The organism is Psychromonas ossibalaenae ATCC BAA-1528 (genome assembly GCF_000381745.1).
In the GTDB taxonomy this organism is placed as follows: Bacteria; Pseudomonadota; Gammaproteobacteria; order Enterobacterales; family Psychromonadaceae; genus Psychromonas; species Psychromonas ossibalaenae.
The window spans coordinates 187,681-213,601 of record NZ_KB906968.1 but is presented as its reverse complement, the minus strand read 5'-3'; the positions used below and the strand labels follow the sequence as shown (position 1 = coordinate 213,601).

Annotated in this window: 21 protein-coding genes; 11 read left to right on the top strand and 10 right to left on the bottom strand. The window is 42.3% G+C overall.

The features are described from left to right. Positions 1–3: 3 nt before the first annotated feature. The 5 genes from G327_RS0102100 (at position 4) to G327_RS0102080 (ending at position 7,097) form a co-directional block, all read left to right on the top strand. Positions 4–1,434 carry an efflux RND transporter periplasmic adaptor subunit gene (locus G327_RS0102100; RefSeq protein WP_019613108.1) on the top strand — a complete coding sequence of 477 codons (1,431 nt, stop codon included), beginning with the start codon at positions 4–6 and terminating at the stop codon, positions 1,432–1,434. Then, entirely contained in the window at positions 1,431–4,577 is a 3,147-nt protein-coding gene (locus G327_RS0102095; RefSeq protein WP_019613107.1) for an efflux RND transporter permease subunit, read from the top strand. The genes G327_RS0102100 and G327_RS0102095 overlap by 4 nt, the downstream gene beginning before the upstream one ends. Before the next feature lie 89 nt (positions 4,578–4,666). Continuing rightward, positions 4,667–5,449: a hypothetical protein gene (locus G327_RS0102090; protein ID WP_019613106.1), complete on the top strand. Its 783-nt coding sequence runs from the start codon at positions 4,667–4,669 to the stop codon at positions 5,447–5,449. 190 nt (positions 5,450–5,639) lie between these two features. Further along, a complete protein-coding gene (locus G327_RS0102085) occupies positions 5,640–6,431 on the top strand; it encodes a M48 family metallopeptidase (protein ID WP_019613105.1) in 792 nt (263 codons plus the stop codon). A 441-nt stretch (positions 6,432–6,872) separates the two neighbouring features. Then, on the top strand, positions 6,873–7,097 hold the full coding sequence (locus G327_RS0102080; protein WP_019613104.1) for a PA3496 family putative envelope integrity protein: 225 nt from the start codon (positions 6,873–6,875) through the stop codon (positions 7,095–7,097). Between the two features lie 100 nt (positions 7,098–7,197). Here G327_RS0102080 and G327_RS0102075 read toward each other — a convergent pair whose 3' ends face one another. Together G327_RS0102075 and G327_RS0102070 are read right to left on the bottom strand one after the other, a co-directional pair. Beyond that, positions 7,198–8,232, bottom strand: coding sequence for an OmpA family protein (locus tag G327_RS0102075; protein ID WP_019613103.1), 1,035 nt, complete (start codon positions 8,230–8,232; stop codon positions 7,198–7,200). A gap of 335 nt (positions 8,233–8,567) precedes the next feature. Next, a complete protein-coding gene (locus G327_RS0102070; protein WP_019613102.1) occupies positions 8,568–9,800 on the bottom strand; it encodes an outer membrane protein transport protein in 1,233 nt (410 codons plus the stop codon). Positions 9,801–10,112: 312 nt separating this feature from the next. On the opposite strand from G327_RS0102070, the gene G327_RS0102065 reads away from it, so the two are divergent. Then, on the top strand, positions 10,113–10,373 hold the full coding sequence (locus G327_RS0102065) for a hypothetical protein (RefSeq protein ID WP_019613101.1): 261 nt from the start codon (positions 10,113–10,115) through the stop codon (positions 10,371–10,373). 60 nt (positions 10,374–10,433) lie between these two features. On the opposite strand, the gene G327_RS0102060 is transcribed toward G327_RS0102065, so the two are convergent. The 3 genes from G327_RS0102060 to G327_RS0102050 form a co-directional block, all read right to left on the bottom strand. After that, entirely contained in the window at positions 10,434–11,321 is an 888-nt protein-coding gene (locus G327_RS0102060; protein ID WP_019613100.1) for an EamA family transporter, read from the bottom strand. Between the two features lie 57 nt (positions 11,322–11,378). Next, positions 11,379–12,140 carry a substrate-binding periplasmic protein gene (locus G327_RS25880; RefSeq protein WP_019613099.1) on the bottom strand — a complete coding sequence of 254 codons (762 nt, stop codon included), beginning with the start codon at positions 12,138–12,140 and terminating at the stop codon, positions 11,379–11,381. Positions 12,141–12,356: 216 nt separating this feature from the next. Next, a complete protein-coding gene (locus G327_RS0102050; protein ID WP_019613098.1) occupies positions 12,357–13,688 on the bottom strand; it encodes a Na+/H+ antiporter NhaC family protein in 1,332 nt (443 codons plus the stop codon). Positions 13,689–13,987: 299 nt separating this feature from the next. On the opposite strand from G327_RS0102050, the gene G327_RS0102045 reads away from it, so the two are divergent. Beyond that, positions 13,988–14,410 carry a hypothetical protein gene (locus G327_RS0102045; protein WP_019613097.1) on the top strand — a complete coding sequence of 141 codons (423 nt, stop codon included), beginning with the start codon at positions 13,988–13,990 and terminating at the stop codon, positions 14,408–14,410. A gap of 31 nt (positions 14,411–14,441) precedes the next feature. Here G327_RS0102045 and G327_RS0102040 read toward each other — a convergent pair whose 3' ends face one another. After that, complete coding sequence (locus G327_RS0102040) at positions 14,442–16,271, bottom strand: ABC transporter ATP-binding protein (RefSeq protein ID WP_019613096.1); 1,830 nt, start codon at positions 16,269–16,271, stop codon at positions 14,442–14,444. A gap of 160 nt (positions 16,272–16,431) precedes the next feature. Between G327_RS0102040 and G327_RS26775 the strand changes: the two genes are divergently transcribed. Next, positions 16,432–16,605, top strand: a complete 174-nt coding sequence (locus tag G327_RS26775; RefSeq protein ID WP_019613095.1) for a hypothetical protein — start codon at positions 16,432–16,434, stop codon at positions 16,603–16,605. Positions 16,606–16,740: 135 nt separating this feature from the next. On the opposite strand, the gene G327_RS0102030 is transcribed toward G327_RS26775, so the two are convergent. Continuing rightward, on the bottom strand, positions 16,741–17,145 hold the full coding sequence (locus G327_RS0102030; protein ID WP_019613094.1) for a carbohydrate-binding protein: 405 nt from the start codon (positions 17,143–17,145) through the stop codon (positions 16,741–16,743). Positions 17,146–17,259: 114 nt separating this feature from the next. Continuing rightward, the gene (locus tag G327_RS0102025) at positions 17,260–18,759 is read right to left on the bottom strand and encodes a M12 family metallo-peptidase (protein ID WP_019613093.1); all 1,500 of its coding nucleotides are present in this window, start codon (positions 18,757–18,759) and stop codon (positions 17,260–17,262) included. A gap of 1,108 nt (positions 18,760–19,867) precedes the next feature. Between G327_RS0102025 and G327_RS0102020 the strand changes: the two genes are divergently transcribed. Next, positions 19,868–20,893 carry an acyltransferase gene (locus G327_RS0102020; protein ID WP_019613092.1) on the top strand — a complete coding sequence of 342 codons (1,026 nt, stop codon included), beginning with the start codon at positions 19,868–19,870 and terminating at the stop codon, positions 20,891–20,893. A gap of 22 nt (positions 20,894–20,915) precedes the next feature. Beyond that, on the top strand, positions 20,916–22,241 hold the full coding sequence (locus G327_RS0102015) for a transglycosylase SLT domain-containing protein (protein WP_019613091.1): 1,326 nt from the start codon (positions 20,916–20,918) through the stop codon (positions 22,239–22,241). Between the two features lie 51 nt (positions 22,242–22,292). On the opposite strand, the gene G327_RS0102010 is transcribed toward G327_RS0102015, so the two are convergent. Continuing rightward, positions 22,293–22,871, bottom strand: coding sequence for a CoA pyrophosphatase (locus tag G327_RS0102010; RefSeq protein WP_019613090.1), 579 nt, complete (start codon positions 22,869–22,871; stop codon positions 22,293–22,295). Between the two features lie 305 nt (positions 22,872–23,176). Here G327_RS0102010 and G327_RS26770 point away from each other — a divergent pair, with 305 nt between their 5' ends. Further along, positions 23,177–24,907, top strand: a complete 1,731-nt coding sequence (locus tag G327_RS26770; RefSeq protein WP_026339139.1) for a flagellinolysin — start codon at positions 23,177–23,179, stop codon at positions 24,905–24,907. Here the strand turns inward: G327_RS26770 and cmoB are convergent. After that, positions 24,904–25,890 (bottom strand): tRNA 5-methoxyuridine(34)/uridine 5-oxyacetic acid(34) synthase CmoB, encoded by a 987-nt coding sequence (gene cmoB / locus G327_RS0102000; protein WP_019613088.1) that lies wholly within the window; start codon positions 25,888–25,890, stop codon positions 24,904–24,906. The genes G327_RS26770 and cmoB overlap by 4 nt on opposite strands. Positions 25,891–25,921: the final 31 nt, after the last annotated feature.

Genomic DNA, 25,921 nt, shown 5'->3' with positions numbered 1-25,921 from the left:
ATTATGTATTATTTATTAGTTTTAACAGTCGCTTTAACGGCTGGTTTCTTTGCCGGCAGTAATGCACAAATCAATAAGACGGCACAAGCCGCTGAGCCGGAAATTTTATACTGGGTTGCGCCGATGGATGCCGATTACCGCCGCGATAAACCTGGAAAATCGCCGATGGGTATGGATCTCGTCCCTGTTTATGCAGAGCAGGAAAAAGCCCCCGCCGCTGAGCCGGAAATTTTATACTGGGTTGCGCCGATGGACGCCAATTATCGCCGCGATAAACCCGGCAAATCACCGATGGGTATGGATCTGGTTCCTGTTTATGCCGAGGCAGGTGAGGATTCTGAGGCGGGGATAGTTAAAATATCACCTGCCGTTGAAAATAATCTTGGTGTACGCACCGGCACGGCAGTTAAAGACTCGTTTACTATCAGTATTAACAGTCTGGGTACGGTACAGGCAAATGATGATGCGGTCTGGCAGATTAACAGCCGTGTATCCGGCTGGATTGAAAAGCTTTACGTTAAATCGGTCGGCACTGAAGTTGAAAAAGGTCAGGCTCTGTTTGAGCTGTATTCCCCCGAGCTGGTAAAAGCACAGGAGTCTTTATTTAATGCCTTAAATCTTAAGCGCAGTGCTTTAATCAGCTCCTCAAAAGCACGTCTACAAGCATTAGGAGTCAGCAGTGGTCAGATAGATAAAATTATTAAAGATCAAAAAGTGCTGCAGAATATTACTGTTTATGCGCCGCAGAAAGGCACGATTTCCGAACTGGCGTTAAATGAAGGTGCCTATATATCTCCGGCAACTCAGGTTATTAAAGCGGTAAATTTAGATACGGTATGGGTGGATGTGGAAGTGTTTGCCGCTCAGGCTTCGCTGGTTAAACTGGGTGATAAAGCCAGCATGGTTTTAGATTATTTCCCGGGAAAAACCTGGAGCGGCCAGGTTGATTTTATCTACCCGGAAATGAATGCCGATAACCGTACATTACGTGTGCGCCTGCAGTTTGCTAACCCCACGGCTGAGCTTAAGCCGAATATGTTTGCCAGTGTTAAGTTAATGCCGGAAATGAAAAAACAAAGGCTGCAGATTCCACGTGAAGCGGTGATTTATGCGGGAAAAATGAACCGCGTAGTCTTAGCTTTAGGTGATGGTCAGTTTAAATCTGTGTTAGTTAATACCGGCCTGGAAAATAAAGATTCAGTGGAGATTTTATCAGGACTTAACGAAGGACAGAAAATAGTGACTTCAGCACAATTTTTATTAGATTCAGAGTCCAGTATCAGTGCTGATTTTGAACGTATGCAGCCCGTTGAAGAAAATAAAACCTCCATGCCGCAGTATGATCCAAGCATCGAAGATGAAGATCTTGACTGGTTAGATCTAAGTTTTGTTTCACCTGCTCAGGTGATGAAAGCGAAAGAGGTGCAGCTATGATTTCCAAGGTAATAAACTGGTCAATTAAAAACCGGATTATGGTTTTATTGATCACCGCTGCAATTGTCGCTTATGGCTTGTTTGCGCTGCAGAAAACCCCGATTGATGCGATTCCGGATCTCTCTGATGTGCAGGTTATCGTTAAAACCAGCTATCCGGGGCAGGCGCCGCAGGTGGTGGAAGATCAGGTAACTTATCCTCTGACGACCGCGATGTTATCGGTACCCGGGGCAAAAACAGTGCGTGGTTATTCGTTTTTTGGTGACTCGTACGTTTATATTATTTTTGATGATAATACTGATATGTACTGGGCACGCTCACGAGTACTGGAATATCTGTCACAGGTAGCGCCGGATCTGCCTGCACAGGCGCGCAGCGCATTAGGTCCGGATGCAACCGGTGTCGGCTGGATTTTTAGTTATGCACTGGTGGATAAAAGCGGTAAACATGATTTAAGTGAGCTGCGCAGTCTGCAGGACTGGTTCTTAAAGTTTGAACTGCAGACTGTGCCGGGCGTCTCTGAAGTTGCATCGGTCGGCGGTATGGTTAAACAGTATCAGGTACGTGTTGATCCGAATAAGCTGCGCGCTTATAACATGCCGCTTAATAAAGTCAGCCAGGCGATTCAAAACGCCAATCAGGAAAGCGGGGCAAGTGTTATCGAGATGGCGGAAGCCGAGTATATGGTGCGTACATCGGGTTATATCTCCTCTATTGAAGATCTAAAAGCTGTACCGCTGCAGGTAAACAGCAAAGGTACACCATTATTATTAGGCGATGTGGCAGAAATTAATTTAGGTCCGCAGATGCGCCGCGGTGTGACAGAGCTTAATGGTGAAGGTGAGGTAGTCAGCGGCGTGGTGGTGATGCGTTTTGGTGAAAACGCTCAGGGGGTGATTGAGGCAGTTAAAGATAAACTAAACACGCTGCAGAAAAGTCTGCCGGATGGTGTAGAAATTGTGCCGACTTATGATCGTTCTGAATTAATTAATTCAGCGGTTGATAATTTATATGACAAGCTGCTTGAAGAGTTTATTGTCGTTATTGCGATCTGTGCTGCGTTTTTATTCCATTTTCGTTCTTCACTAGTGGTGTTGTTAAGCCTGCCAGTGGGAATATTTGTCGCTTTTATTATCATGTCATGGCAGGGTATTAATGCCAATATTATGTCATTAGGGGGTATCGCAATCGCTATCGGTGCGATGGTTGACGGTGCGATAGTGATGATTGAAAACGTCCATAAGCATATGGAAAAAACCGAACTGACCGATAAAAACCGCTGGCAGGTGATTAGTAAAGCGGCTAATGAAGTCGGGCCTGCATTGTTTTTCTCGCTGCTGATTATCACCTTTAGCTTTCTGCCGGTATTTGCTTTAGAAGGGCAGTCGGGAAAAATGTTTTCACCGCTGGCGTTTACTAAAACCTATGCCATGGCTGCCTCTGCTGGTTTAGCTATCACTCTGATCCCGGTATTAATGGGTTATTTTATTCGCGGGAAAGTTTTACCTGAGCATAAAAACCCCTTAAACCGTCTTATGGTGGCTTTATATAAACCGGTTCTGAGCTTCAGTTTACGTTTTCCCATGTTAATTATTAGTTTTGCCCTGGCACTGTTATTAGTCGGATTTTATCCGGTTAATAAAGTCGGCAGCGAGTTTATTCCGCCGCTGGATGAAGGTGATCTGATGTATATGCCGACGACTTATCCGGGTATATCAATTGGTAAAGCCAGGGAGCTGTTACAGCAGACTAATAAGCTGATTAAAACTCTGCCCGAGGTGAAAACAGTGTGGGGTAAAATAGGCCGGGCAGAAACTGCAACAGATCCGGCGCCGTTAACCATGATTGAAACCACTATTCAGTTCAAACCCGCTGAACAGTGGCGTCCGGGAATGACCAAAGAGAAAATTAAACAGGAGCTGGACAGTTTGATTCAGTTTCCGGGGTTAACGAATGCCTGGGTTATGCCGATTAAAACCCGTATCGATATGTTAGCTACGGGTATTAAAACACCGATCGGCATCAAGATCGCCGGCGGCGATTTAGCTGAAATTGAAAAAATAGGCAAGCAGGTTGAATCAATCTTAAAAGAGGTTGAGGGAACGGCTTCTGTATACGCGGAACGTGTCAGCGGCGGGCGTTATGTGAAGGTGGATATTAATCGCGAAAAGGCCGGGCGTTACGGATTAAATATTGCTGAAATTCAGCAGCTGGTTGCCGTGGCAATCGGTGGTCAGAATATTACCGAAACCATTGAAGGGCTAGAGCGTTATCCGGTTAATCTGCGTTATCCGAATGACTACCGTGATTCGCTGAGCGCCCTGAAAAGTTTACCTATTGTTACCCCTGCAAAAATAAATATCAGTTTAAGTGATGTCGCGGATGTTTATATCGAAGCGGGCGCGCCGATGATTAAAACTGAAAATGCGCGTCTGAACGGCTGGATTTTTGTGGATATTGAAAATCGAGATTTAGGTTCATATGTTGATGATGCGCAGCAGGCTGTTAATGCACAGCTGCGGCTTCCTGCTGGTTATTCACTGGTATGGTCGGGGCAGTATGAATATATGGAAAAAGCCAATGCACGCCTGGCTAAAGTGATCCCCGTTACGATTGCGATTATTATTATTCTGCTCTATCTAGCATTTCGCCGGGTTGGTGAAGTACTGCTGATTCTCGCTACATTACCCTTCGCGTTAATGGGCGGAGTCTGGCTGATGTATCTGCTTGGATTTAATTTTTCGATTGCCGTTGGTGTTGGTTTTATCGCTTTAGCCGGGGTTTCCATCGAGATTGGTGTCATTATGCTGCTGTATTTAAACCAGTCATTAGAGGCTAAAAAACAGCAGCGTTTTGCGCACTTTAATGAGGATGATTTAAAAGATGCAGTTCTGCAGGGCGCGGGCCTGCGTGTTCGCCCGGTGATGATGACAGTGGCAACTGTGGTTATCGGTTTAGTGCCGATTATGTATGGCGACGGCACAGGTTCTGAAGTGATGCAGCGTATTGCCGCTCCGATGATCGGCGGTATGGTCAGTGCCGTTATTCTTACGCTGTTAATTTTACCGGCTGCCTATTTCCAGTGGAAAAAAATCAGCATGGCTAAGCAGTTTAAGATGCTTGAGTCTGTTGAAAAAAATTAAAAATACAATTTATGCTGCCCGGTTGCGGCCGGGTGGTTTAGTTAAATATTTATCGTTAAACAAACCTATTTAATAGAAAGGAAAATAATATGAACATTCAAAAAAATAAAATGGCTCTGGCACTGAGTGCTGTACTGCTTTTATCATTGCCTGTATCAGCTTTTGCCCATGAAAAGCATTGTGAGGTTAAAGATACCCAGCTGGGTGATTACATGAAGTATATGAAAAGTGAACTGCGTGGTTATGTAAAAGGTTTTAAGGGAGGTGATCAGGAAAAAATGCAGCTGCACATTAATGAACTGTTAAAATTAAGTGAGCTGGCGGTTAATGAAACACCGGTGAAAGTTAAAATGCTCAATGATGATAAAAGCGCAATGCAGGGCATGGACCATTCACAGATGGATCATAGCGATATGGCAGATATGAAAGGCATGGACCATTCACAGATGGCTCATAGCGATATGGTTGATATGAAAGGCATGGACCATTCGCAGATGGATCATAGTGATAAAACTGATATGAAAGGCATGGACCATTCACAGATGGATCATAGCGATATGGCTGATATGAAAGGCATGGACCATTCACAGATGGAACATAGCGATAAAACTGATATGAAAGGCATGGACCATTCGCAGATGGACCATAGTGATATGACCGATATGCAGGGCATGGACCACGGCAGCATGGCCGGTATGACCGATCAGCAGCACCATCTGCATATGATGTATATGCAGGGTATGACTAAGCTGCAGGATCTGTTTAAGGCATTAGAGAGTGCTCAGGATAAAGAGCAGGTAAAAACTATTCTTGGACAGATTAAAGAGCACAGTAAGAAAAGTCATCAGGCTTTCCGTCAGGACTGCAGCTGATCCCCGCTTTTAGCAATAAAAAGCAGCTCTGCTAAATAGGGCTGCTTGCTCATTGATACTTTGAACCTCCTCTAAAAGAGCTGCCGCCAAGAGTTCTTTTGACTAACTGTGCCTGCCCGCCTACTGTTATTTATTGTATGCTATTGTGTTAAATACAAATATCCGTTAATGAATAAAAGGGAACATTCATATGCAGACTACACGAACGTTTTTATCAGCCGCAGTGCTCACTTCATCATTTTTACTTTCAGCATGCGCAAATTCACCCACCGGACGCCAGCAGGTACTGCTTTTTTCCGGCAGTGAAATGTCGCAGTTAGGTGCTCAGTCTTTCGAAGAGTTGAAGAAACAGGAAAAAATCAGTTCTGATAAAAAGACCAATGCTTACGTACAGTGTGTGGCAAATGCAGTTACAAGCCGTTTGGGACCGCAGGAGAATTTCAGCAGCTGGGAGGTAGTGGTTTTTGACAGCGAGCAGGTTAATGCTTTTGCTTTGCCCGGCGGAAAAATTGGCGTTTATACCGGTCTGCTTAAGGTGGCACAGAATCAGGATCAGTTAGCCGCTGTAATTGGTCATGAAATAGCGCATGTCACAGCAAGGCACAGCAACGAAAGGCTCTCCCGCAGCCAGATAGCTAATGCCGGTTTAGAATTTTCCAGTTTATTAACAGAGGGCAGTGAGTATCAGGGGCTGACCATGGCAGGGCTGGGGTTAGGTGTACAGTATGGTGTGATGATGCCCTACGGCCGGGCGCAGGAAAGTGAATCGGATATTATTGGCTTACGTCTGATGGCTGAGTCCGGTTTTGATCCTAAACAGAGTGTTGAGTTATGGAAAAATATGGCGAAAGCGTCAGGCGGTAATCAACCGCCGGAGTTATTATCAACTCACCCCTCTCACTCAACACGTATTGCTGATTTAAATGCAGAAATTGCCAGACTTGAAGCCAATAATACGCCGCGCCAGAATTGTAAAATGTAACTTAACCTCTGATTAAAGTAGGCAAGATAAGCAGTAGTTCTTACTTGTTGTCTTGCCTGCTTTTAACCCTATTCTATTAATTTCACTCAATAAATATTATCAAATTTTTTTTGTTGTATCTTTTATCTGCATAAGAGCGGGACGGTGCTTCTTTAGCATCCAAGTAAGCAGTGGATACAAGTTAATCTATAATGTGAATTATCTGTCACTGTATTATTATATTTACACATAAAGTATGGCTATAGTGACATAACTATCGCTTTTTTTGTCGAAAATAATAAAATTTTACGGTAATAATAGCGACATGAATTTTTGTTTTATCAGACGCTGCTGATAATGACAAAAAATATTTATTCGCCTTTGATTTCACGATGTTAATGAAAATAAAAAATCAAAGGTGCAGCTTAGTTATGTGATTAATAATTAGTTGGAGTGATTTGTATGGGAAATAATAACAATAATTCTCTAGAAGCCGAAAACGAGCAGCAGGATATTGAGGAATGTTTAAACGAGGAGGACTGGGATGAAGTGGACAGCTCACTTAAACCTGCCTCCGCGAAAGAAGAACTTTGCGACAAAAAAAGAGCTCAAATACGCCGAAATATTGAAGAACTGCAGGAAAAAAGGCGTTTAAAAGAACTGCTCGGGGATGATTATGATCTATAGGTCTGCTTCCCTTATGGGGGATTGACACTGAGGAAGTTGTAAAAAATTAATGCAGCGTTATTTATTAATAACACTGCATTAATAAGTGAGCGCTAGAAAGTTATTTGTTCTGCACTTCTAAGCCTGGTGTATAAACTGATACACGGCGGTTTAAAGCGCGGCCTTCGTTTGTATCGTTAGTTGCCCGGGGCTCTAATTCCCCGCGTCCTTCTTCAACAATACGGCTTTTATCGATGTTAAACTTAGCGGCTAGGTATTCACCGATTAATGCGGCGCGTTCTTCAGAAAGTTTCTGATTGTAAGCTTCAGGGCCTCGGCTGTCGGTATGACCAATAACAAAGAGCTCCGCTTCCGGGTATTCAATTAAATGTTCAGCAATCGGCACTAACTGATCCAGATACTCCTGAGGCAGCTCATCGCTGTCAAAGGCAAACGGCAGTTCAACCGTCAGCGGTTCAACTTTAACCATTACCGGCATGACTTCCGGCTCAGGCTCCGGCTCAGGTTCTACCATCGGCTCTGGTTCAGGCTCTGCCATGGGAGCATCCTGTACAACAACCGGTGCTGGTGCACCCCAGCCGTAAACTAAGCTTAAGCCGTAAAAGTGTGTATCCCAGCTGCTGTCCAGGCTGTCCTCTTTCAGTTCCAGCTCGTTGTAAAACTGATATTCAAAGCGTGTTGAAATATTTTTTGTGAAGATGTATTCAATACCTATTCCGGCCGTGGCCGCGAGACCGTCATCATCGTAACCCTTTAACAGATCCTGCCCATCAGAAAAATAGTAAAAGCCGCCTGCTTTTGCAAAAAGGTCAACTGATTCAGTTGCATGCCAAGTAAATTTACCAACAAGATCCATACCCTGCTGCTTAATTGAGCCGATATTTTCAAATTTAGCTTTTCCCAGATAGGTATAACCCGTTTCAAGGGCAAACCAATCTGATAAGTTACGACCTATGAAAACACCACCGCCTATGTCGTTGTCATCTAGGGCATCGGTATTTAGCAAATTACTGGATAGGTCATTGTAATGTGTACCGCCCAATCGGGCACCTGCATACCATGGGTTTTCTGAGGCTGCTGTTACTGCTCCTGAGAAAAGCAGTGCAATTGGAAGTATATAATTTACCTTAGTCATATTTTATCCTTTTAATATATTTTTTATCACGTGAAACATGAACAAATTCTATTGTTATTTTTAATCAGCTTCTTTCTTGTCTATTTGGCAAAAATTAATCAAAAAAGATTCTGTTGGCTGTATATTAACAGAACATTATTTATTTACCTTGTACAAAGCAAATAAAAGATAAGTATAGATAAAACCTGAAAAAACAAAGGAAAATTGACGTAAATTACAGATTTATTTACTGTGTTATGAAGAGGGGGAATTAACGGGGGGATATCTGGGCATTCAGGCTGCTGGAAATAAAACCACCTAAAGCAGGTTCAGGTGGTTTTTTATTAAAGAGGACCTTAAAAAGTACGGCTGTACTGAACTGCCATCATCAGCGCATTTGCATGCGTGGTGGCATTAAGAGTTGAACCTGGTGATGTTTCAGTCACGCTGACATCTTTACCAAGCAGATAAGTGGCACCAAAGTCGACATTGGATTTCTCATCAAAGTGATAAGTGAAGCCGGCTGAGAACCACTGACGATCTGAATCTGGTACAGATACTGATGTAACCTGATCCTGCGCACTCTGATCATACATATATCCGCTGCGCAGCGTCCAGTCTTTGTTCAGGTAATAGGTGCCGCCGAGAGAGAAGTGCATGGCGTCTTTCCACTGGTACTCATTAAGTGTGCCGTTTGCCTGGGATTCCAGGGTCTTAAATGCAGACCAGCCGATCCACTGTACACTGTAGTGCACGGCAAATGAAGTGCTCTGCAGACGGTGATAACCAGAGAACTCCGCCATATCCGGCAGAGGCATAAACAGAGTATCATCGGCTGTTGTTACACCACTATAGTAAATATCACCTTGTGCTTCTAACTTCGGGCTGTAGTGGTAGGACAGGCCGAAACGGTTGTTGTTGTCTAATTCAAAGACGGTGCCCAGATTAAAACCAAGACCCCAGCCGGCGGCGTCAACATCTAAAGCTTTTTGAGAACCAAGGTAGGTACTGGTTGATCTTTGTAGTTTACCTGCACCATAAACAAGATCTAAGCCCCCGCCGATGCTCCACTGCTGATTTAAACGATAAGAGGCAGCAAGCCCTAAATTAACACTTTTAACATCGGTTAAACCGCCGTATTCAGAAGCGCTGAAGCTTTCATCAAATTCAGTTTTGGTACCAAAGTTTGAATACAGGTTAACACCTACGGCAAACTGTTCGTTCAGCGGTACAATTAGATGCAGGTTTGGTGCGTAGGAGGTGTCGCCGGCATTATCATAATCTGAGTCGATAGAAGCCCCGGCCGCCGGACCAACGGAGGGACTGTATGATGCATTACTGACATTGATGTCAGTCTTAATCATATTTAGGCCTAATGACATTGCAGTTTCATCAAATAACGCCATGGCTGCTGCATTACGTGCCATAACCGATGCGTTATCGGCAATAACTGCGTCACCGGCAAATGCTCGGCCAAGACCTGTTGCTGACTGGGCGTTAAGCTGGAAACCAGCCGCAGTTACCTGTGTCGATGCTAGTGCTGCCGTGGCTGCTAAAAGTGCTGTTGAGAGCTGCTTGTGTTTATTCATTTTTTCTTCCGTATCTAGTCTTAGTTTTGAGAAAATAATCTCAATTGTTATTTTTTTTATGTTGCATTTTTGTTAGTTATTTTTTGGCTTCGGGATTCTATAGGTAGACGAGTTAATAAGAAACCCTAATGCGGTGTGAATACGGAATAATGACTTATATATTGCCTGTTATTTGAACTGTGGTTGGATTATTAGTGCTTATAATAGAAAAAACAGTGGAAAAGGTGGTGAATGCATCTCAAATTAATCACATACACTAGATTCGTGGTGTATATTGTAAATCAGTAATACCCCCAAAAAGGAGCACCTGTTATGAAAAAAATTATCTTATTCGCTGTACTGCTATTTTCTTTTCCATCACTGTCCACGGCTGTTGATTTCGGCAAACTGGCAGATTCGGTTGATCAAGAAAAAGCCGGCGATTCTGTCGATACTGAAAAATTAATAGATTCTGTTGAAGGAACTGATATTAATTATAAAAAAGCCTATGACGCAGTTGATAAAGAAAAAGCCGCTGATTCAGTGGATCTGCAGAAAGCTAAAGATGCGCTGCTGGAGGTAGAAAAGGATTAAATAACTCAAAACCTGCCGCTGTAAAATGAAATACGTCTTACAGCGTCAGAAATAAGTTCTTTAGTTCTTTTGGGATTTTATCTGCTGAATTAATAGTCCGCTGATAATAAAGACCAGTCCTGCAATGGTTGCAGGATAGATAGGCTCTTTAATAATCCAATTCAGCAGCAGCAGTGAAACAAAGGGAGAGATGAAAATCAGGTTGCTTATTTTAGCGGTATTCTGTGCATAACGTAATGCGCTTAACCAGGCGACAAACGCAAAGCCCATTTCAAAAAGGCCGATATAAACGGCTCCTAACCACCCCTGCCAGTCGAGCATATTGAAATCACTAAGTATTGGTGTCGCAATTAAGATCGCCGGAAACCCCAGTAAAAAGCACAATAATAGCGAGACAATCGGATCGGCACTATTTTTACTGTTTAGTATCCAGTACATGGCCCAAAGTAGTGTACTGAATATTGCCAGAAGTACACCAAGCGGGCTGGCAAAATCCAGTGCTAAAAGATCCCCTTTGGTGGCTATAATTAATACGCCGCTATAACCGAGAATAATAGCAACAATGTCTTTTTTACTGAGTTTCTGACCAAGAAAAGGTACGGCTAAAATGCTCAGTGCGATTGCCCAGGTATAATTTAAAGATTGAGCCTGCTGAGCCGGTAACAGGTTATAAGCCTCAAATAAAATCAGGTAATAAAAGAACGGGTTAATCAGTCCCATGGTCAGATAGAACCAGGGGCGGTTTAAGAAATAACTTTTTAAAAGGTGCAGTTTTTTCTGCACCAGGCAGATAATCGTCAACAGCATAATGGTAGTGAATGATGAAACTAAGAGCATCTGCACAGGGGTAAAATAACTAAGGGTAATTTTAAATGCAGTGGCAACGGTTGACCACATTAATACGGCGAGTAACGCAAACAGGGTGGCTTTTTTTTGGTTTTTAATCATTGATGTGATAATGCTTGTAATTGATTTATATATAAAAATCACTTTAACATAGTATTTTTAGTGATTCTGATATTTTGCTTCAATTGCTTGAAATATGCCTTTCCCACGTGCTTTTTTCATTGAGTTATTAAATTTTTTGAGAAATTCTTTTTGATTATCTTCTTTTATGAAACCGAGATAGTTCGGATCTCTAAAGAAAGGAGTCGGCACTACATACAGCTGTGCTTTAAGGTCGAGTAGTTCAGGGTTATTTTCGAAAAAATCATTAAAGGGTTGTATTCCCGGATTAATCACTGCGATATCCAGCCGACCTTTGGCAATACGTTTTAAACGTAACGCCAGGTCGCCGTTATCACGCAGCACGGTAAACACCTTTTCTCTGATGCCTCTTTCAAATTCATCGCCATAGCTTGCGCCTCTGGGAGCACCCAGAGTTTTGCCTGCCAGGTCTTGAATGCCCGAATAAGTAAAAGCGTTATCAATATGTGTGACTAATAAAATATCATCGAAATACATGATATCTGAATAGTCGATTAATTTTTTTCTCTCCTGGCTGATGGAAAGGCCGATTGCACCGCCTTTTCCGTCCAGCATGCTTTTATAAGCTCTTGCCCAGGTTGAAAAATGATAATTAAACTGACAGCCGATATCTGCTCCGACATACTGCATCATGTCAATAAGCACCCCCTGGGCGCGATTATTTTCATAATAGACTTTGGGTTTTTGTTTGGCGTTCGCATAGATATCAATGATACAGGCATTGGCTTGTATCCCCGCTGAGAAGAAGATAAAAAAGGATAACAAAAGTGTGCGAACCATTAAGTACTCCTGCAGATTTAAGCCGGCACTAGTTACTATAGCGCTATCACCGTATGTTCGCCTTAGTTTGCTTACAAAAGCGTTAACCTGTCTGCAGTATTTGCATGTCAGTGATTAATTTCTGCTTTTATTTTGAGTGTTCTCTCTGGTCAGCAGGGCGCAGGTGCGCCTTGCTGATTTTTGCATATTGAATGGTAACGGGTATTTTAGAGGATCTTAACTTGAGTGTTTTCTTAAACTGACAATTAATACTGCGGCTGCCGCCAGAACAAAGCAGTACCAGGCATTAGCCGCTGCCGCTAACGGCGAGATGCTGAATATAGAAGCGGCTAATAATGCCTGTGCACCGTAGGGGATAATTCCCTGTATTACGCAGGAGAATATATCTAACAGGCTGGCTGAACGTTTAGGGCTTACTGCATGTTTATCTGCAAGCTCCTTGGCGATATTACCGCTCACAATAATTGAAACGGTATTATTAGCAACGCAGGCATTGGTTAGGGAAACTAAGCAGGCGATTCCTAGCTCAGAAAGGCGTTTGTTTTGTCTGGCTGCAAAACGAGCGATGACTTTTTCAATTTTTAAGCTGATAAAAGTCAGTCCTCCCTGCTGCTGCATCAGGGCCGCCAGTCCGCCAACCAGCATAGATAATATAAAGATCTCCTGCATATTTTTGAAACCAGTAAAAATATCGTTAGCAAAAGAGGTTGTTGAGTAATCTATGGTGATAAATCCAGTTAACCCTGCTAATAGAATGCCCGTAGTCAGCACAACAAATACGTTTAAGCCGGAAACGGCTAAGATCAGTATTGTTAAATAAGGCAGTACTTTCAGAAAATCGATTTCTTGCGCGGCAAGCTCAGCACTACCTTGGCCAGCTAGCGTTAATAAAACTAAAGTAACAGCAGCCGCAGGTAATGCGAATATCAGATTTTCTTTAAATTTATCCTTCATTTCACAACCTTGCGTGCGTGTCGCTGCAATGGTGGTATCAGAAATAATCGACAGGTTATCGCCGAATAATGCACCGGAAATAACCGTACCGGCCATTAGCGCTAAATCAATATCTGCCTGCTGTGAAATGCCTAATGCAATTGGTGCAACGGCGGCAATGGTACCCATGGACGTGCCCATTGCCGTGGCAATAAAAGCTGCTATTAAGAAAAAGCCCGGCAGTAGTAAATTAGAGGGGATAAGTGAAAGTCCAAGTGCAACCGTTGCGTCAACACCTCCGGTTGCTTTTGCCACCGCTGCAAATGCGCCTGCTAATAAATAGATCAGGCACATAGCAATAATATTGGCATGCCCGATACCTTCAATAAAGGTTTCAATTGCAGTGTTTAATTTTTGTTTAGACAGGGTTAATGCCAGAATAATTGCCGGTAAAATGGCCACTACACTCGGCAGCTGGTAAAACGCAAAATCGACACCCTGCTGCTGATAATAAATTCCTGCACCAATAAACAGCGCTAAAAATAAAAATAGCGGAAAAAGTGCGATAAAAGAGGGGGCAGGGCAGTGCTGCGGAGTAGATTTTGGGTTATTCACTTAAAGCCTCATAAGGGATTAATAGTTAATTGTACTTAGAAATTTTGAAGCGCATTCTACGGCATACAACTACAAATACAAATACGCAGTTTAATTGCACTGCATCAATGAAACTTACTGCCGTCACCTATATTTCCTGCATCTTTGACTCTTCTTTTCTATACTTTACATATACAGAACATTAGAAGCTGCGTCCTGCAGAAGACACTGCACACAGGCATACCAAAACGGTGCAGAGCCCAGTACAGCAAAATAGGATCAGTTTATCGGTCATAATAATAGTAATAATGAGGTTTGTTATGTATGTACATAATTCGCATTACAGCCTGTCTCAGGATCAGGATATTATTATTTTTATAGGAAATGGTGTTTGGAAACCCGAGCTTTCAAAAGAATGTATTGAGTCTATTAATAACCTTGTAGGTCAGCGGAATAACGAAGATTTTGCATTAATTGTTGATACCAGTAATGTAAAAAGTATCACCCCGCAGTGTTTTATGGCTTGGGAAAACGCGCTTGAGCTCTGGGCTGTACAGGGTCTTAAGGTCACGGCCCGTATTGATAAACCCGAGGCTGGTTTTTATAAAATATTTCTGGCAGGATTTGATGATATTTTGCGTATGCGAAGCCGTTTTTATTCCGCATCGACAGAAAGTTTTGCTTTAAAAGCACTGCATAATTCAGGGTTTGTGGGTTTTAAAAACCTAGAAAAAGTAGAGTGAAACAAAAAGGCGCATAAGGCGCCTTTTTCTATTAATCCATGCCCAGGAAACCGCCGGTCTGATGAGCCCAAAGCTGAGCGTATATCCCTTTTCCTTGAATCAATTCCTGGTGACTTCCCTGTTCAATTATTTTGCCCTGATCTAAAACGATTAACCGATCCATAGCTGCAATGGTTGATAAGCGATGGGCAATCGCAATAACCGTTTTCCCCTGCATCAGTTCATATAAGCTTTCTTGAATGGCGGCTTCCACTTCACTGTCCAGCGCAGAGGTGGCCTCATCTAATACGAGAATCGGCGCATCTTTGAGTAATACACGGGAAATAGCAATGCGCTGGCGCTGGCCTCCGGAGAGTTTTACTCCGCGTTCACCTACCTGTGCATCATAACCTGTGTTACCGGAGTTGTCGGTTAATCCCATAATAAACTCATGTGCCTGCGCTTGTTTCGTAGCATGAATCATTTCTTCTTCAGTGGCATCCGGGCGCCCGTAAAGAATGTTTTCACGAATGGAGCGGTGCAGCAGCGAGGTATCTTGAGTTACCATACCGATTTTTAAACGCAGACTTTCCTGCTGTACCTGGTTAATATTTTGCTGATCAATAATAATTTTACCCTGTTCAACATCATAAAAACGCAGCAGCAGATTCACCAGGGTGGATTTCCCTGCTCCGGAGCGACCAACTAAACCGACCTTTTCACCGGCTTTGATATTCAGATCCAGGTTATCGATAACGCCTTTCTGCTCACCGTAATGAAAGCTGACATCAGCAAAATGAATTGCTCCGTGTGTAACCTTAAGAGGCTGCGCATTTTTTTGGTCTTCAATAATATTAGGTTTGGCCAGGGTGTTCATACCATCGGTAACTGTACCTATATTCTCAAACAGGGAGCTTACCTCCCACATTATCCACTGGGACATGCCGTTTAAACGCAGTGCTAAACTGATTGCAATGGCGATTGCACCAACGGTAATCGCACTCTGCATCCATAGCGAAATCGCTAACGCGGTGATGGCGAAGGCTAATATATAGTTGATGATCTGTACGCTGACGTTGATCCCGGTGGCTAAACGCATCTGCCGGTAAACCGTATCTAAGAAACCTTTCATGCCCTGCTTAGCGTAGGCAGATTCAGAGTCAGTATGAGCAAACAGCTTAACGGTGGCAATGTTGGTGTAGCTGTCAACGATACGTCCGGTCATGGTAGAGCGTGCATCTGCCTGCTCGGTTGCCACTCTTTTTAAACGGGGAATAAAATAATACTGCAGTCCGATATAAACAACCAACCAGACAAGCATCGGCAGGGCTAAGCGGTAATCAGCCTGTGCAACCATTACCACCATAGAGATAAAATAAACTAACACATAAACCATCACATTGAGCAGTTTCATTACTGTTTCACGTACTGCGAGGGCTGTCTGCATGACCTTGGTTGCAATGCGGCCGGCAAAATCGTCCTGATAAAATGAAACACTCTGCTTAAGCAGGTAACGGTGCGCAAACCAGCGGATCGACATCGGATAATTTCCGAGCAGAATCTGATGTACAACCAGTGAATGTAGAATAGTTAACAAAGGAATAAGCACTAAAACCATCAGTGCCATACCAAGCAGAGTCAAACCTTCATCCTGTAATAATGTTTGTGGATTTTTAGTAATCAGCCAGTCAACCAGCTGTCCCATAAAACCAAACAGAGAGACTTCAAGTATGGCTAATAATGCCGTTAATAGCGTCATGCAGGCCAGGGGGATGCCGTAACCTTTAGTGTAATGCAGGCAGAAAGCGATTAATGTATTCGGCGGCTGCTTGGGTTCTGCATCATTAAGTGCCGGGACTAGGTTTTCGAAAAATTTAAACATGTCGTTACCTTTTAATGGTTATACTCAAACCACTTAGATTTAGGAGACTGTTTATTTTTTAAAATAATACAGTAAAAACAATGAACAGCAGTGGAACTTTGATAGTAATAGGATCGAAAAACAACACAAGTACTTATTGCTTTATAAGGATATTTTTACAATGAAGTTTTATATGAAGATACCAAGTGTACTGCCCTTAGCTGTTTTATGCACTTTATTAACGGCTTGTGAAGCAGAGAAAAAGCAACAGCAGGTTATTATTCCGCAGGCTCAGTTAGAAGCTCTGGATAAAGCCCCGGTTGCCCTTAATTTTCCTGGAACTTTATTTTATTGACTAACAGCTTTTTTATTTTTTAGGGATACAAAGTCAACCGCAGCACCGGTATGTCACATATTTCAGGACAGAATAGGTAACCTGTTAAAAAAGGGATGCTGTTTCATCCCTTAATATGATTGGTTTACAGAGATATTATTTATCTTCTTTAAATTCTTTCCATACACCCCATTCGCCCGTGGTACCAGGCTCTTTGCCTTTATGCCACCATCCTGAAATGTAAGTCACACCATTATATATAACAATATCATTCTTGACGTAAGTCTTTGATGCGTCCCAGTTTGAATCACCAACAACAGGAGGCGGTGTTGTAGTTGGAGGTGGTGGCGCAACAACAGGAGGCGGTGTTGTAGTCGGAGGCGGTGGTTCAACAGCAGGTCCCGGTTCACCAGAAATTACTTTCCATACTCCCCATTTACCCGTAGTACCAGGCCTCTCACCTTTAGTCCACCAGTCTGCTACGTAAGTCACACCATTTTCGACAACAATATCGCCATCATTGTATTCAGCTGATGCGTCCCAAGTTGAAACACCAGTCACAGGAGGTAGTGTTGTAGGAGGTGGGGTTGTAATAGGAGGTGGTGTTGTAGTAGAAGGAGAGTCAATTTTTTTACGGACTCTAAAATCAGCAATGTTCTCTCGGTGATCGTTTAGTCATCGAGCATTATTTGCAGGGCCGTTAAGTCTATCATGGATAAGATTGTTCGGGTCGTATGCGATACCCGTCGGTTCTCCACGATAATCAACATCAGGATTAGTAAAATGCCTAACACGAGTACATGTATAACCTGACGAGCAGTTCGCATAAGACATTATCGAACGATAATCGGTAAAAGCTTTTCCGTGATGATAGGTACTTGGATCTAAATAATCAGCGTAGCCTTGGTTAATATAGGTTGGACGATCATGCATAGCGCCCATGTTGTGGCCTAATTCATGTACGAAGGTTAATTGTCCTTCAATGGCGCTTTTACGCGCGGTATTGGAAGCTCGACTTGAACTGCCCGTATAAATATTACCATTGCCGGTTGGTCCACTTATAGTCCAGAATGAGACTAAATCAGCGCCGTATTCATCACGGACCGCTTGTGCTTCAATTGAATTATTAACCTCAGTCGCTGAACTAACATTATCCCTGAGTGAAATCTCTTTATGGCCTAACAAAACAATTTTTTGGTGAACGTTCGAGTTTTGATAAACAACATTTGCTTCTGCTATGCGAGTGTCAATGGCCGCGCGTATTTTATCCTGCTCACCATTAAAACTATCCGCATAACGATCAGAATAAACAACCACGACATCAATAGTAGTTTGCTCTGTAGACCGGTTACTATCTAGTGAAAAGTTGTCATTGACGTCGAAATCATTTTCGATTGTTTCTAGTTCTTTTTCGATTAAACGATCATGTTCCTCTTCATCAATTTCAGGTATTTGACGTAGTTGTAATAATAATTGACTCTTTGTTTTTGCTGAAACGGTGAAGACTTCCTCACCTCTATAGATGGATCCATTCCAATATTGCCCATTAAAATGTAAAAATACATTTGAATGTTCCTCGCCCGCCACTTGTGCCTGCACACTGAAACCGGAATCATCTGGGTAAATGCGTACGTTATGAATTAACACATCACCTCGTGACGGCAATGTAATCACAAAACCTTTCAATAGCATGTCTTTGAATGATGCCGCTGCAAGTTCATTTTTAGGCATAAACCATGAAGTAACATGTTCTGCTATGACTGTCTCATCTAAGTCCCTAGAACCCCTAAGGTTCATAGAATCCATAGCAGCCTGTTTGATAACACCTAGTTTTGGCAGATTATCAAGATTCATTCGATCATTAATAATTTCAACATCAAAATTGTTAATAATACAGGATTCAAAACTATTTTGCTGTGTAACCAAATACGGAGTTTTCGTGTTTATTACGGTACATGAGAATGGAAAATCTTCATCGATATTAGATTCTTTTTTCGTCCAATATGATGTTTCAGTCGTTAATGATGCCGCTGAATTCAACTCAGCAAGTTCTAATTTTTCTAGTTCTGATTGATATAGGTATATTCCGTCGTTATCAGCGGCGCTAGCTGCTGCATTCAGGGCAAAGGGGATCAAACCTACTGCGAGAACTATTTTATTTAACTTGTACTTCATAACTCATCCTTTGTCTCGCCATAGAATACGTTGGCGATTATAATGAAAGGCGAATTGCTTTATTGCTTTGCCTTTTTATGTGTTTGATTTGGTGTTTTCATTACCAAGCTAAAATGTGATCGCATTTCATTGTATTGACATAACGATGCTCGATATTATGGTTAGTTTGTATTTGTTATTGATCATGTACTCCTCTGCTTTAATTTTTAGCTTTAACAATATTGAGTTCCCCTTTCGAGTCCAAAGGTCGGATGGAATGGGCAAAGATAAAACAGCATCAGTTGTTTCATAACATGTTGTTTTGGATTGAAAACCAAAGAACAATCAAACAAAATGTTAACAACTGGATTACACTATACCTGAAAATGCGATGCCACTAAAGGGGTGCTTTGTTGTTGTTTGGTTGATGTTGTGTCGCGTCTTAAATATGTAGAAATGATCTTCATTGTCAGTTTCGATAAGCCTGTCTATACCCATTATCTTTGAAATTTAATTTAAAAAGATCAAGCTAAGTCAATGCAAATATCACTGACCGGCCAATAAAATTAAGCTCATTTAATTACAGAATATAATGAGCTAAAAGCAAGCGCCGCAGGTGATGAAGCAATATTGTTCATAGGTGTAAAACATCCTGCGCAAGCTGCTAAAGTGAGTTGTGGTTGAGTACGAGCAGGTGTTGATAAACCATTTGAAACTACTGGCAGCCGCACAAGGTTAAATATCGTAGGTGCAATAATATTAGGGAGCAAGACGCGATTACTAAGCAATATGCACGGTTAATGACGAATGAAATTTTGATTTTTTCAAACTAATAAAAGAATCATTCATAATAAATGAATCAAGGTTTTTCCTAAAAAGCTTAATTAAATACACTTAAAGCACCTCTTTCGTGGCATGTTTGATAACCACCTTGAACTTCCTTTTTTATAAATTATTTAAGCTCGACGGCTTCCTAAGGTATGCCATATTTTAAGTATGTACTTTTCTCTTCTGATTTTTGAGCTATAGGTCTTTTCATCCATAAGATATAATAATTATAATTGTGAGCCGGCAGCTATGCTCTATAGAGCTGTGAGCCTTTTTATCCATAAAAATAAGAAATATAATTATGAGTCAGGAACGTCCTTCAATATTTTATCTCGATTTTTTACGCTGTATTGCTGCTCTGGCTGTTATCGCCATTCATGTTCTAGGACCTTTCAGAGAATTATATAGTGAGATTCCTGATTCGGAATGGCTGGCCGCCGCCGGGATTAACAGTTTAACGCGCTGGGCAGTACCCGTGTTTATGCTGATCAGCGGGGCCTTACTACTTTCAAGCGAACGCGCCTTTAATTGTGAACATTACCTGACTAAGCGTTTATCTAAAGTTGCAGTTCCTTTTGTCGGCTGGACAGTTATTTATGCTGTGATCGGCGGCTTTACAGCCGATGGCTGGTCAAGTATGAGCACCATGCAGATACTTAATGACTCGCCTAATGAACCTGTCTGGTATCACCTGTGGTTTTTTTACGACTTTATTCCCTTGTATTTTGTTATTCCTTTTTTGATTCCTGTTCTAAAAAAAGCCAGCCCGGAACTTATTAAGCTGGCAATAATGAGCTGGATGGTTATGTTTCTGATGAACTGGTTAAAAGTGGAAAGCTTTTTACTGGAGAACCTGATTCTTTACAGCGGCTATCTAGTTATTGGCTGGTATCTGTTTAACCGGGACAATAAAAAAGAGCTCAAGTACTGGTTGTTCGGCGGCTGCTCTATGCTTCTGTTTAATTTTTTCGGTACCTGGCAGATGACTGTTGAAAGCGGTGAATACAGCAGCTTCTTTATGGGATATAAAACCCTGAATACGGTTATTATCGGTGCTATGTTATTTGTCACAGCGCAGGCCTATGCCGATATAATCAGCGGGAAACTGCGTGCCCTGATATTGGTTATTTCAAAATACAGCTTAGGTATTTATCTGCTGCATCCTATATTACTGATCCCGGTGCGCAATTTAGATAACGGTGTGTACAGCTTGTTTGGCTCTAACTGGGTAGCAATACCTGTTATCACTCTGCTTATCATGTTGATATCACTGTTATGTACTATGTTGTTAGTAAAAATACCGCTTATTAAACGTTTAGTGCCCTAGGAAAAATAAAAAAGGAAAAATAATGAAATATAGTTATTTATTACTTAGTTTGACTGTTCTTGGCAGCGCGCCTTTGTATGCCGGAGATCCTTTCGCTGACTTAGATGAAGAGATGGCCCTGTATGAACAGGAATCGGTCGGCTCGGCTGAGCTGGAAGACAGTTTTCAAAAATATATCGAGGCCCGGGAACTGGAATATCAGACCTGGCAGACTCAATATTTAAAAGAGTTTGATCAGTTCCAGAACGACTTGATTAATAAGTGGGGAGAAGGGGATGTTTCACAGAAAGACCGTAATGTGGAATTCAGCGAGGATAAAAATGTTAAATCCGTTATAGATTATCAGACTGAAGAGGTTAGCATTGCAGTTTTAGTTGATAAAGAGTTATCGGTAGAAGAAGCTGAAAAACAAGTTAAGGTACAGGTAGAAAAGCTGCTGGAAGATAAACAATCTAATATAGCGCGAATTTTTGAAGGTGACAGTTCGATTAAAGACGGCAAGGTTTCTGTCAGCGAAGTACAGTATTCCGAAAAGAAAAAACTGCAGATGCAGGATGTTATTATCAAACAAACTCAGGCACAGGCACAGGAGATTGATAAAAAAACAGATCGTGCGCAACTACCTGACAGTCCGTTAACGCAAAGCCAGTCACAGCAGTTAGCAGCCAAAGAAAAACAGCAGCTGCTTACATCCAGTCAGGCCCGTATCAATACTGCAACTGAAAATTATGATAAGGCAGCGGTTGATGCGGCACCGGATAAGAAGGTGGTGTTATATAAAGTGAGACTGCCTAAAAATAGTCTGGCTAGGCGTGCCGCTAAATACTCTGCTTATGCTGAAAAAGAGGGGCAGATTCGTGAAATCCCGGCTGCCTTAGTGATGGCAATTATGCATTCTGAATCAGCGTTTGATCCGCGTGCTAAATCTGCGGTTCCCGCTTATGGCTTAATGCAGATTGTACCGCGAACTGCCGGTCATGATGTTAATAAGCTGGTGCGTAATATTGATAAGCCAATGGATAAAGATGATCTCTATGTACCGCAGATTAATGTAGAAACAGGTACCGCATATTTAGATATTCTAGATAAACGTTATCTGAAAGCCATAAAAAACGACCACAGCCGTCTGTACTGCACAATTGCTTCCTATAATACCGGTGCCGGTAATGTCGCCAGGGTTTTTAATTCAGATGGTTCCCGCAATATTAATAAGGCTGCTCGTATTATTAATAAATTAACACCAGACCAGGTCTACCAGCAGTTAATGGCTAAATTGCCCTATGATGAAACTAAGCATTATCTGGAACGTGTTAATTCCCGTATCGCTTTGTATGAATCAAAAACCTAAAGATAATTTTTATTCGGAGCGCAGGTTGTAAATTGGTAACAGCCTCGATGATTATCCTGCAATATGTTTTTGTAGATTGATAATCATCTGCGCTGTTGCTCCCCAGATCATTCGATTCTGGTAGGCGATACAATAAGTAAAATGACGCTTTTTATTGGCAGTTAAGTGCTGTTTATGAAAATTGTTTTTATTGAGCAGATATTCAAGCGGTACTTCAAAAACACTTTTTACCTCCTGCGGATCAATTAAGGTCGAATGGTTACTGTTAACAAAGCCCAAGTAAGGACTTACCACAAACCCGCTTACCGTCGGCAGCCGCTGCAGTGAACCGAAAATATTAACCTGATTTTGTAAAATTCCTATCTCTTCTTCTGTTTCGCGTAATGCGGTATGCTGCAGGCTTTTGTCACCTTGTTCATATTTCCCCCCCGGAAAGCTGACCTGGCCAGGATGATGACGTAGATGCAGTGCTCGTTCGGTAAATATTATATTCAAGCCGTGCCGGCGTTTTACCAGCGGCACTAAAACGGCTGCTTTTTTTAAGGCTTTATTATCAGCAGGTAATGACTTCTTATCACTAAGCTGCTGGTTATGAAATAAAAAGCGATTTAAAAAGGTTTGTTTATCCATAAAAGCGCCTGAAAAGAAGTAATAATAACAGTAAGTTAAAGTGTGGCATAAACTGGTGTTATATCTACTTATTAACAACTGCAGCTCTTGTTTTGTTAGGGCTAATTGAAAAACAGTATTTATTATGCGGCTTTAAATTTTAATAAGCAGCTTTTTAGAAAGTTAATGAAGCGCTAAGAAAGAGGATATGGCTTTCACTACCCTGTTTAATTTATAACCTGATTATTTCTAAAGTTTCCCGGATGGGCGCCGATAACTTTTTATCGACAATAATTTTTAATGAAAAACGCTCCGGGAAATTGAATATGGCTAATTCAGTTGTTACTAATACATCATCGCTGTTTGCACAGCGTATGCTCAACCGTAATCAAGGGGTGAGTAATCAGGCAATGGAGCGTCTCTCTTCCGGTTTAAGAATTAACAGCGCCCGTGATGATGCCGCTGGTTTATCAATATCTTCCGCTATGACGTCACAAATCAATGGTTATAACCAGGCTGTGCGTAATGCTAATGACGGTGTTTCAGCACTGCAGGTGGCAGACGGCGCGCTAGATTCAGTGACAAATTCCCTGCAGCGTATTCGTGAATTGTCTGTACAGGCCGCCAATGAAACCTATTCCTTAGAAAATCGTCAGGCAATTCAGTCGGAAATTGATGCATTAGGTAAAGAAATAAATTCGATAGCTGAAACGACGGAATTTAACGGCACTAAACTGTTCCAGCGTGGTGATTTAACACCTGAAAGTGATGTAGATAAACAGGCGGTAATCGACGGTCTGTTCAGCTCGTGGTTTGGTAATTCTGAACAGCGAATTTTTGAACAGTTTGGTATTCAAGGAGATGGTGCGACATTAAAAATTGATCTTTCCGATACGCCGGATCCGGACGTACTTGCATCAGTCAGCGGCACGACCAATGTGACAACAGGTAAAACAGATAATCAGATATTAACCATTGATATGAGTGATTTTGAAAAAGGCATTGCCGGTGACGGCGGCAATGCCCCGTTTTATAGCGACCGTATTATTGCCCATGAAATGGTCCATGCGGTGATGGGGCGCTCTATGGATATGGGCAGTATGCCTACGTGGTTTTTAGAAGGATCTGCAGAGCTTATCCACGGTGCTGATGAGCGGGTTTATAATGATCTAGTTGCTAATGACCCCAATACCACGCACTTTGATTCCAGCGATTTTGATGCTTTAGCGGCTGAATTAGGCACTGCGAATACTTCTTGGGAGGGCAGTAGCGCGCAGTACAGCGTCAGTTATGCAGCGGTGCGTTTTTTACATGAAGATATAAAAGCGAACGGTGGTGAAGGTATTAAAGATTTGATGGTCGAGCTGAGCACTAGTGGTGCCTCGCTTGATGCCACACTAACAACAATGCAGGGACAAGGTAAGGTTTCCTGGGGGGATGCGGATGCTATTGTAACGGCATTTACCGGTACTGGTAGTAACTTTATGCAGACTAATTTTAACTTTGGTAATGCTGATACCGGAGCTATCGGTGGTTTAGATGTTGACGGCGAGGCTTCGCTGGACGGGCGGGCGGTTATTGAAGATGATATTAATCTGACTTTAGAGCCCATGACAGGTTTTGATGTTGAGCTGCCGACTAAGGGAAAAATCAACGACCCGTTATTAACGGCACAGTATAATTTACAGGTCGGGGCAAACAACGGAGAGACCATTCAGGTTAGTCTTTCCCGTATCGACAGTGACGCGCTGGGTATTAATGATATTGATGTTACCACCGATGCCAGCGGTGTGATTGATAAAATGGATAAAGCGTTAAGTTATGTTAACGACCAGCGTTCAGAAATAGGGGCTTCTATTAACCGCTTACACGCGGCTGTTAGTGTTAATGAGTTAAACTCACAGTCAACTTCTGCCAGCCGATCGCGTATTCAGGATGCAGATTTTGCGCTGGAAACCAGTAAGCTCAGTAAGTCGCAAATACTGCAGCAGGCCGGTACCAGTATGCTGACGCAGGCTAATGCGTCAGTACAGTCAGTATTAAGTCTGCTTGGTTAATTGATCGGTTTAAATGCTTTTTTGGCTATCAGCAGGGCGCGTTTTGGTGCCGGGTGGCCTTCTACGGTTTTTGTCGGATCATCAGGATCTAAATAATCTTCTAAGGATTCATTGGTCATCCAGGCGGTACTGCGCTGCTCACCAGTTAACGTATCGTTGATATCTGCAATACGTACATCCTCAAAACCACATTTTTCTACCCACAGTTTTAACGCTTCTGCGCTTGGCAGAAACCAGATATTACGCATTTTAGCGTATCTGTCCTGCGGTACTAATACTGCATTTTCGTCACCAGCAATGACTAAGGTCTCTAATACTAATTCGCCGCCTTCAATTAACTGGTCCTGCAGCTGGGTGATATGGTCCATAGGTGATTTTCGATGATATAAAACCCCCATTGAAAATACTGTGTCAAACGCTTCAAGTTTCGGCAGTTCCTGAATACCAAGCGGCAGCAGGTTAACGTTCGGATCTTTGTTAGCGAAGTGGCGTACGGCTTCAAACTGGCATAAAAAAAGATCACTCGGGTCGATACCCACCACAAACTCTGCACCTTCACCGCGCATTCGCCACATATGATAACCGCTGCCGCAGCCGACATCTAAAACGTAGCGGTATTTAAGCGGACTGATATGCGGCAGCACTCTGTCCCACTTCCAGTCACTGCGCCATTCTGTATCGATATGCACGCCGTGAATATGGAAAGGCCCTTTGCGCCAGGGATGGAATTTTTGTAATAGATTTTCCAGTTTTTTGCTTTCACCGTTGGACAGTTCACTATCGCTGCCGATTTCAACACGCTCTTTAAGCTCAATATTAGCGGTTTTAATTTCCGGGAATTTATTTAAAACCCGGATCCAGCTGGCCAGTTTGCCGTGCACATGGGTATTTTCCCATTCATGCAGCTGCGTTGGTAGAGTGCGCAGCCAGTGGCTTAAGCGGTTTTTAGCAATAGTGCTGTAAAAGTTTGTAAAGTCGATCATCTATAAGCCTTTATTGGACAGTCTGTTTTGT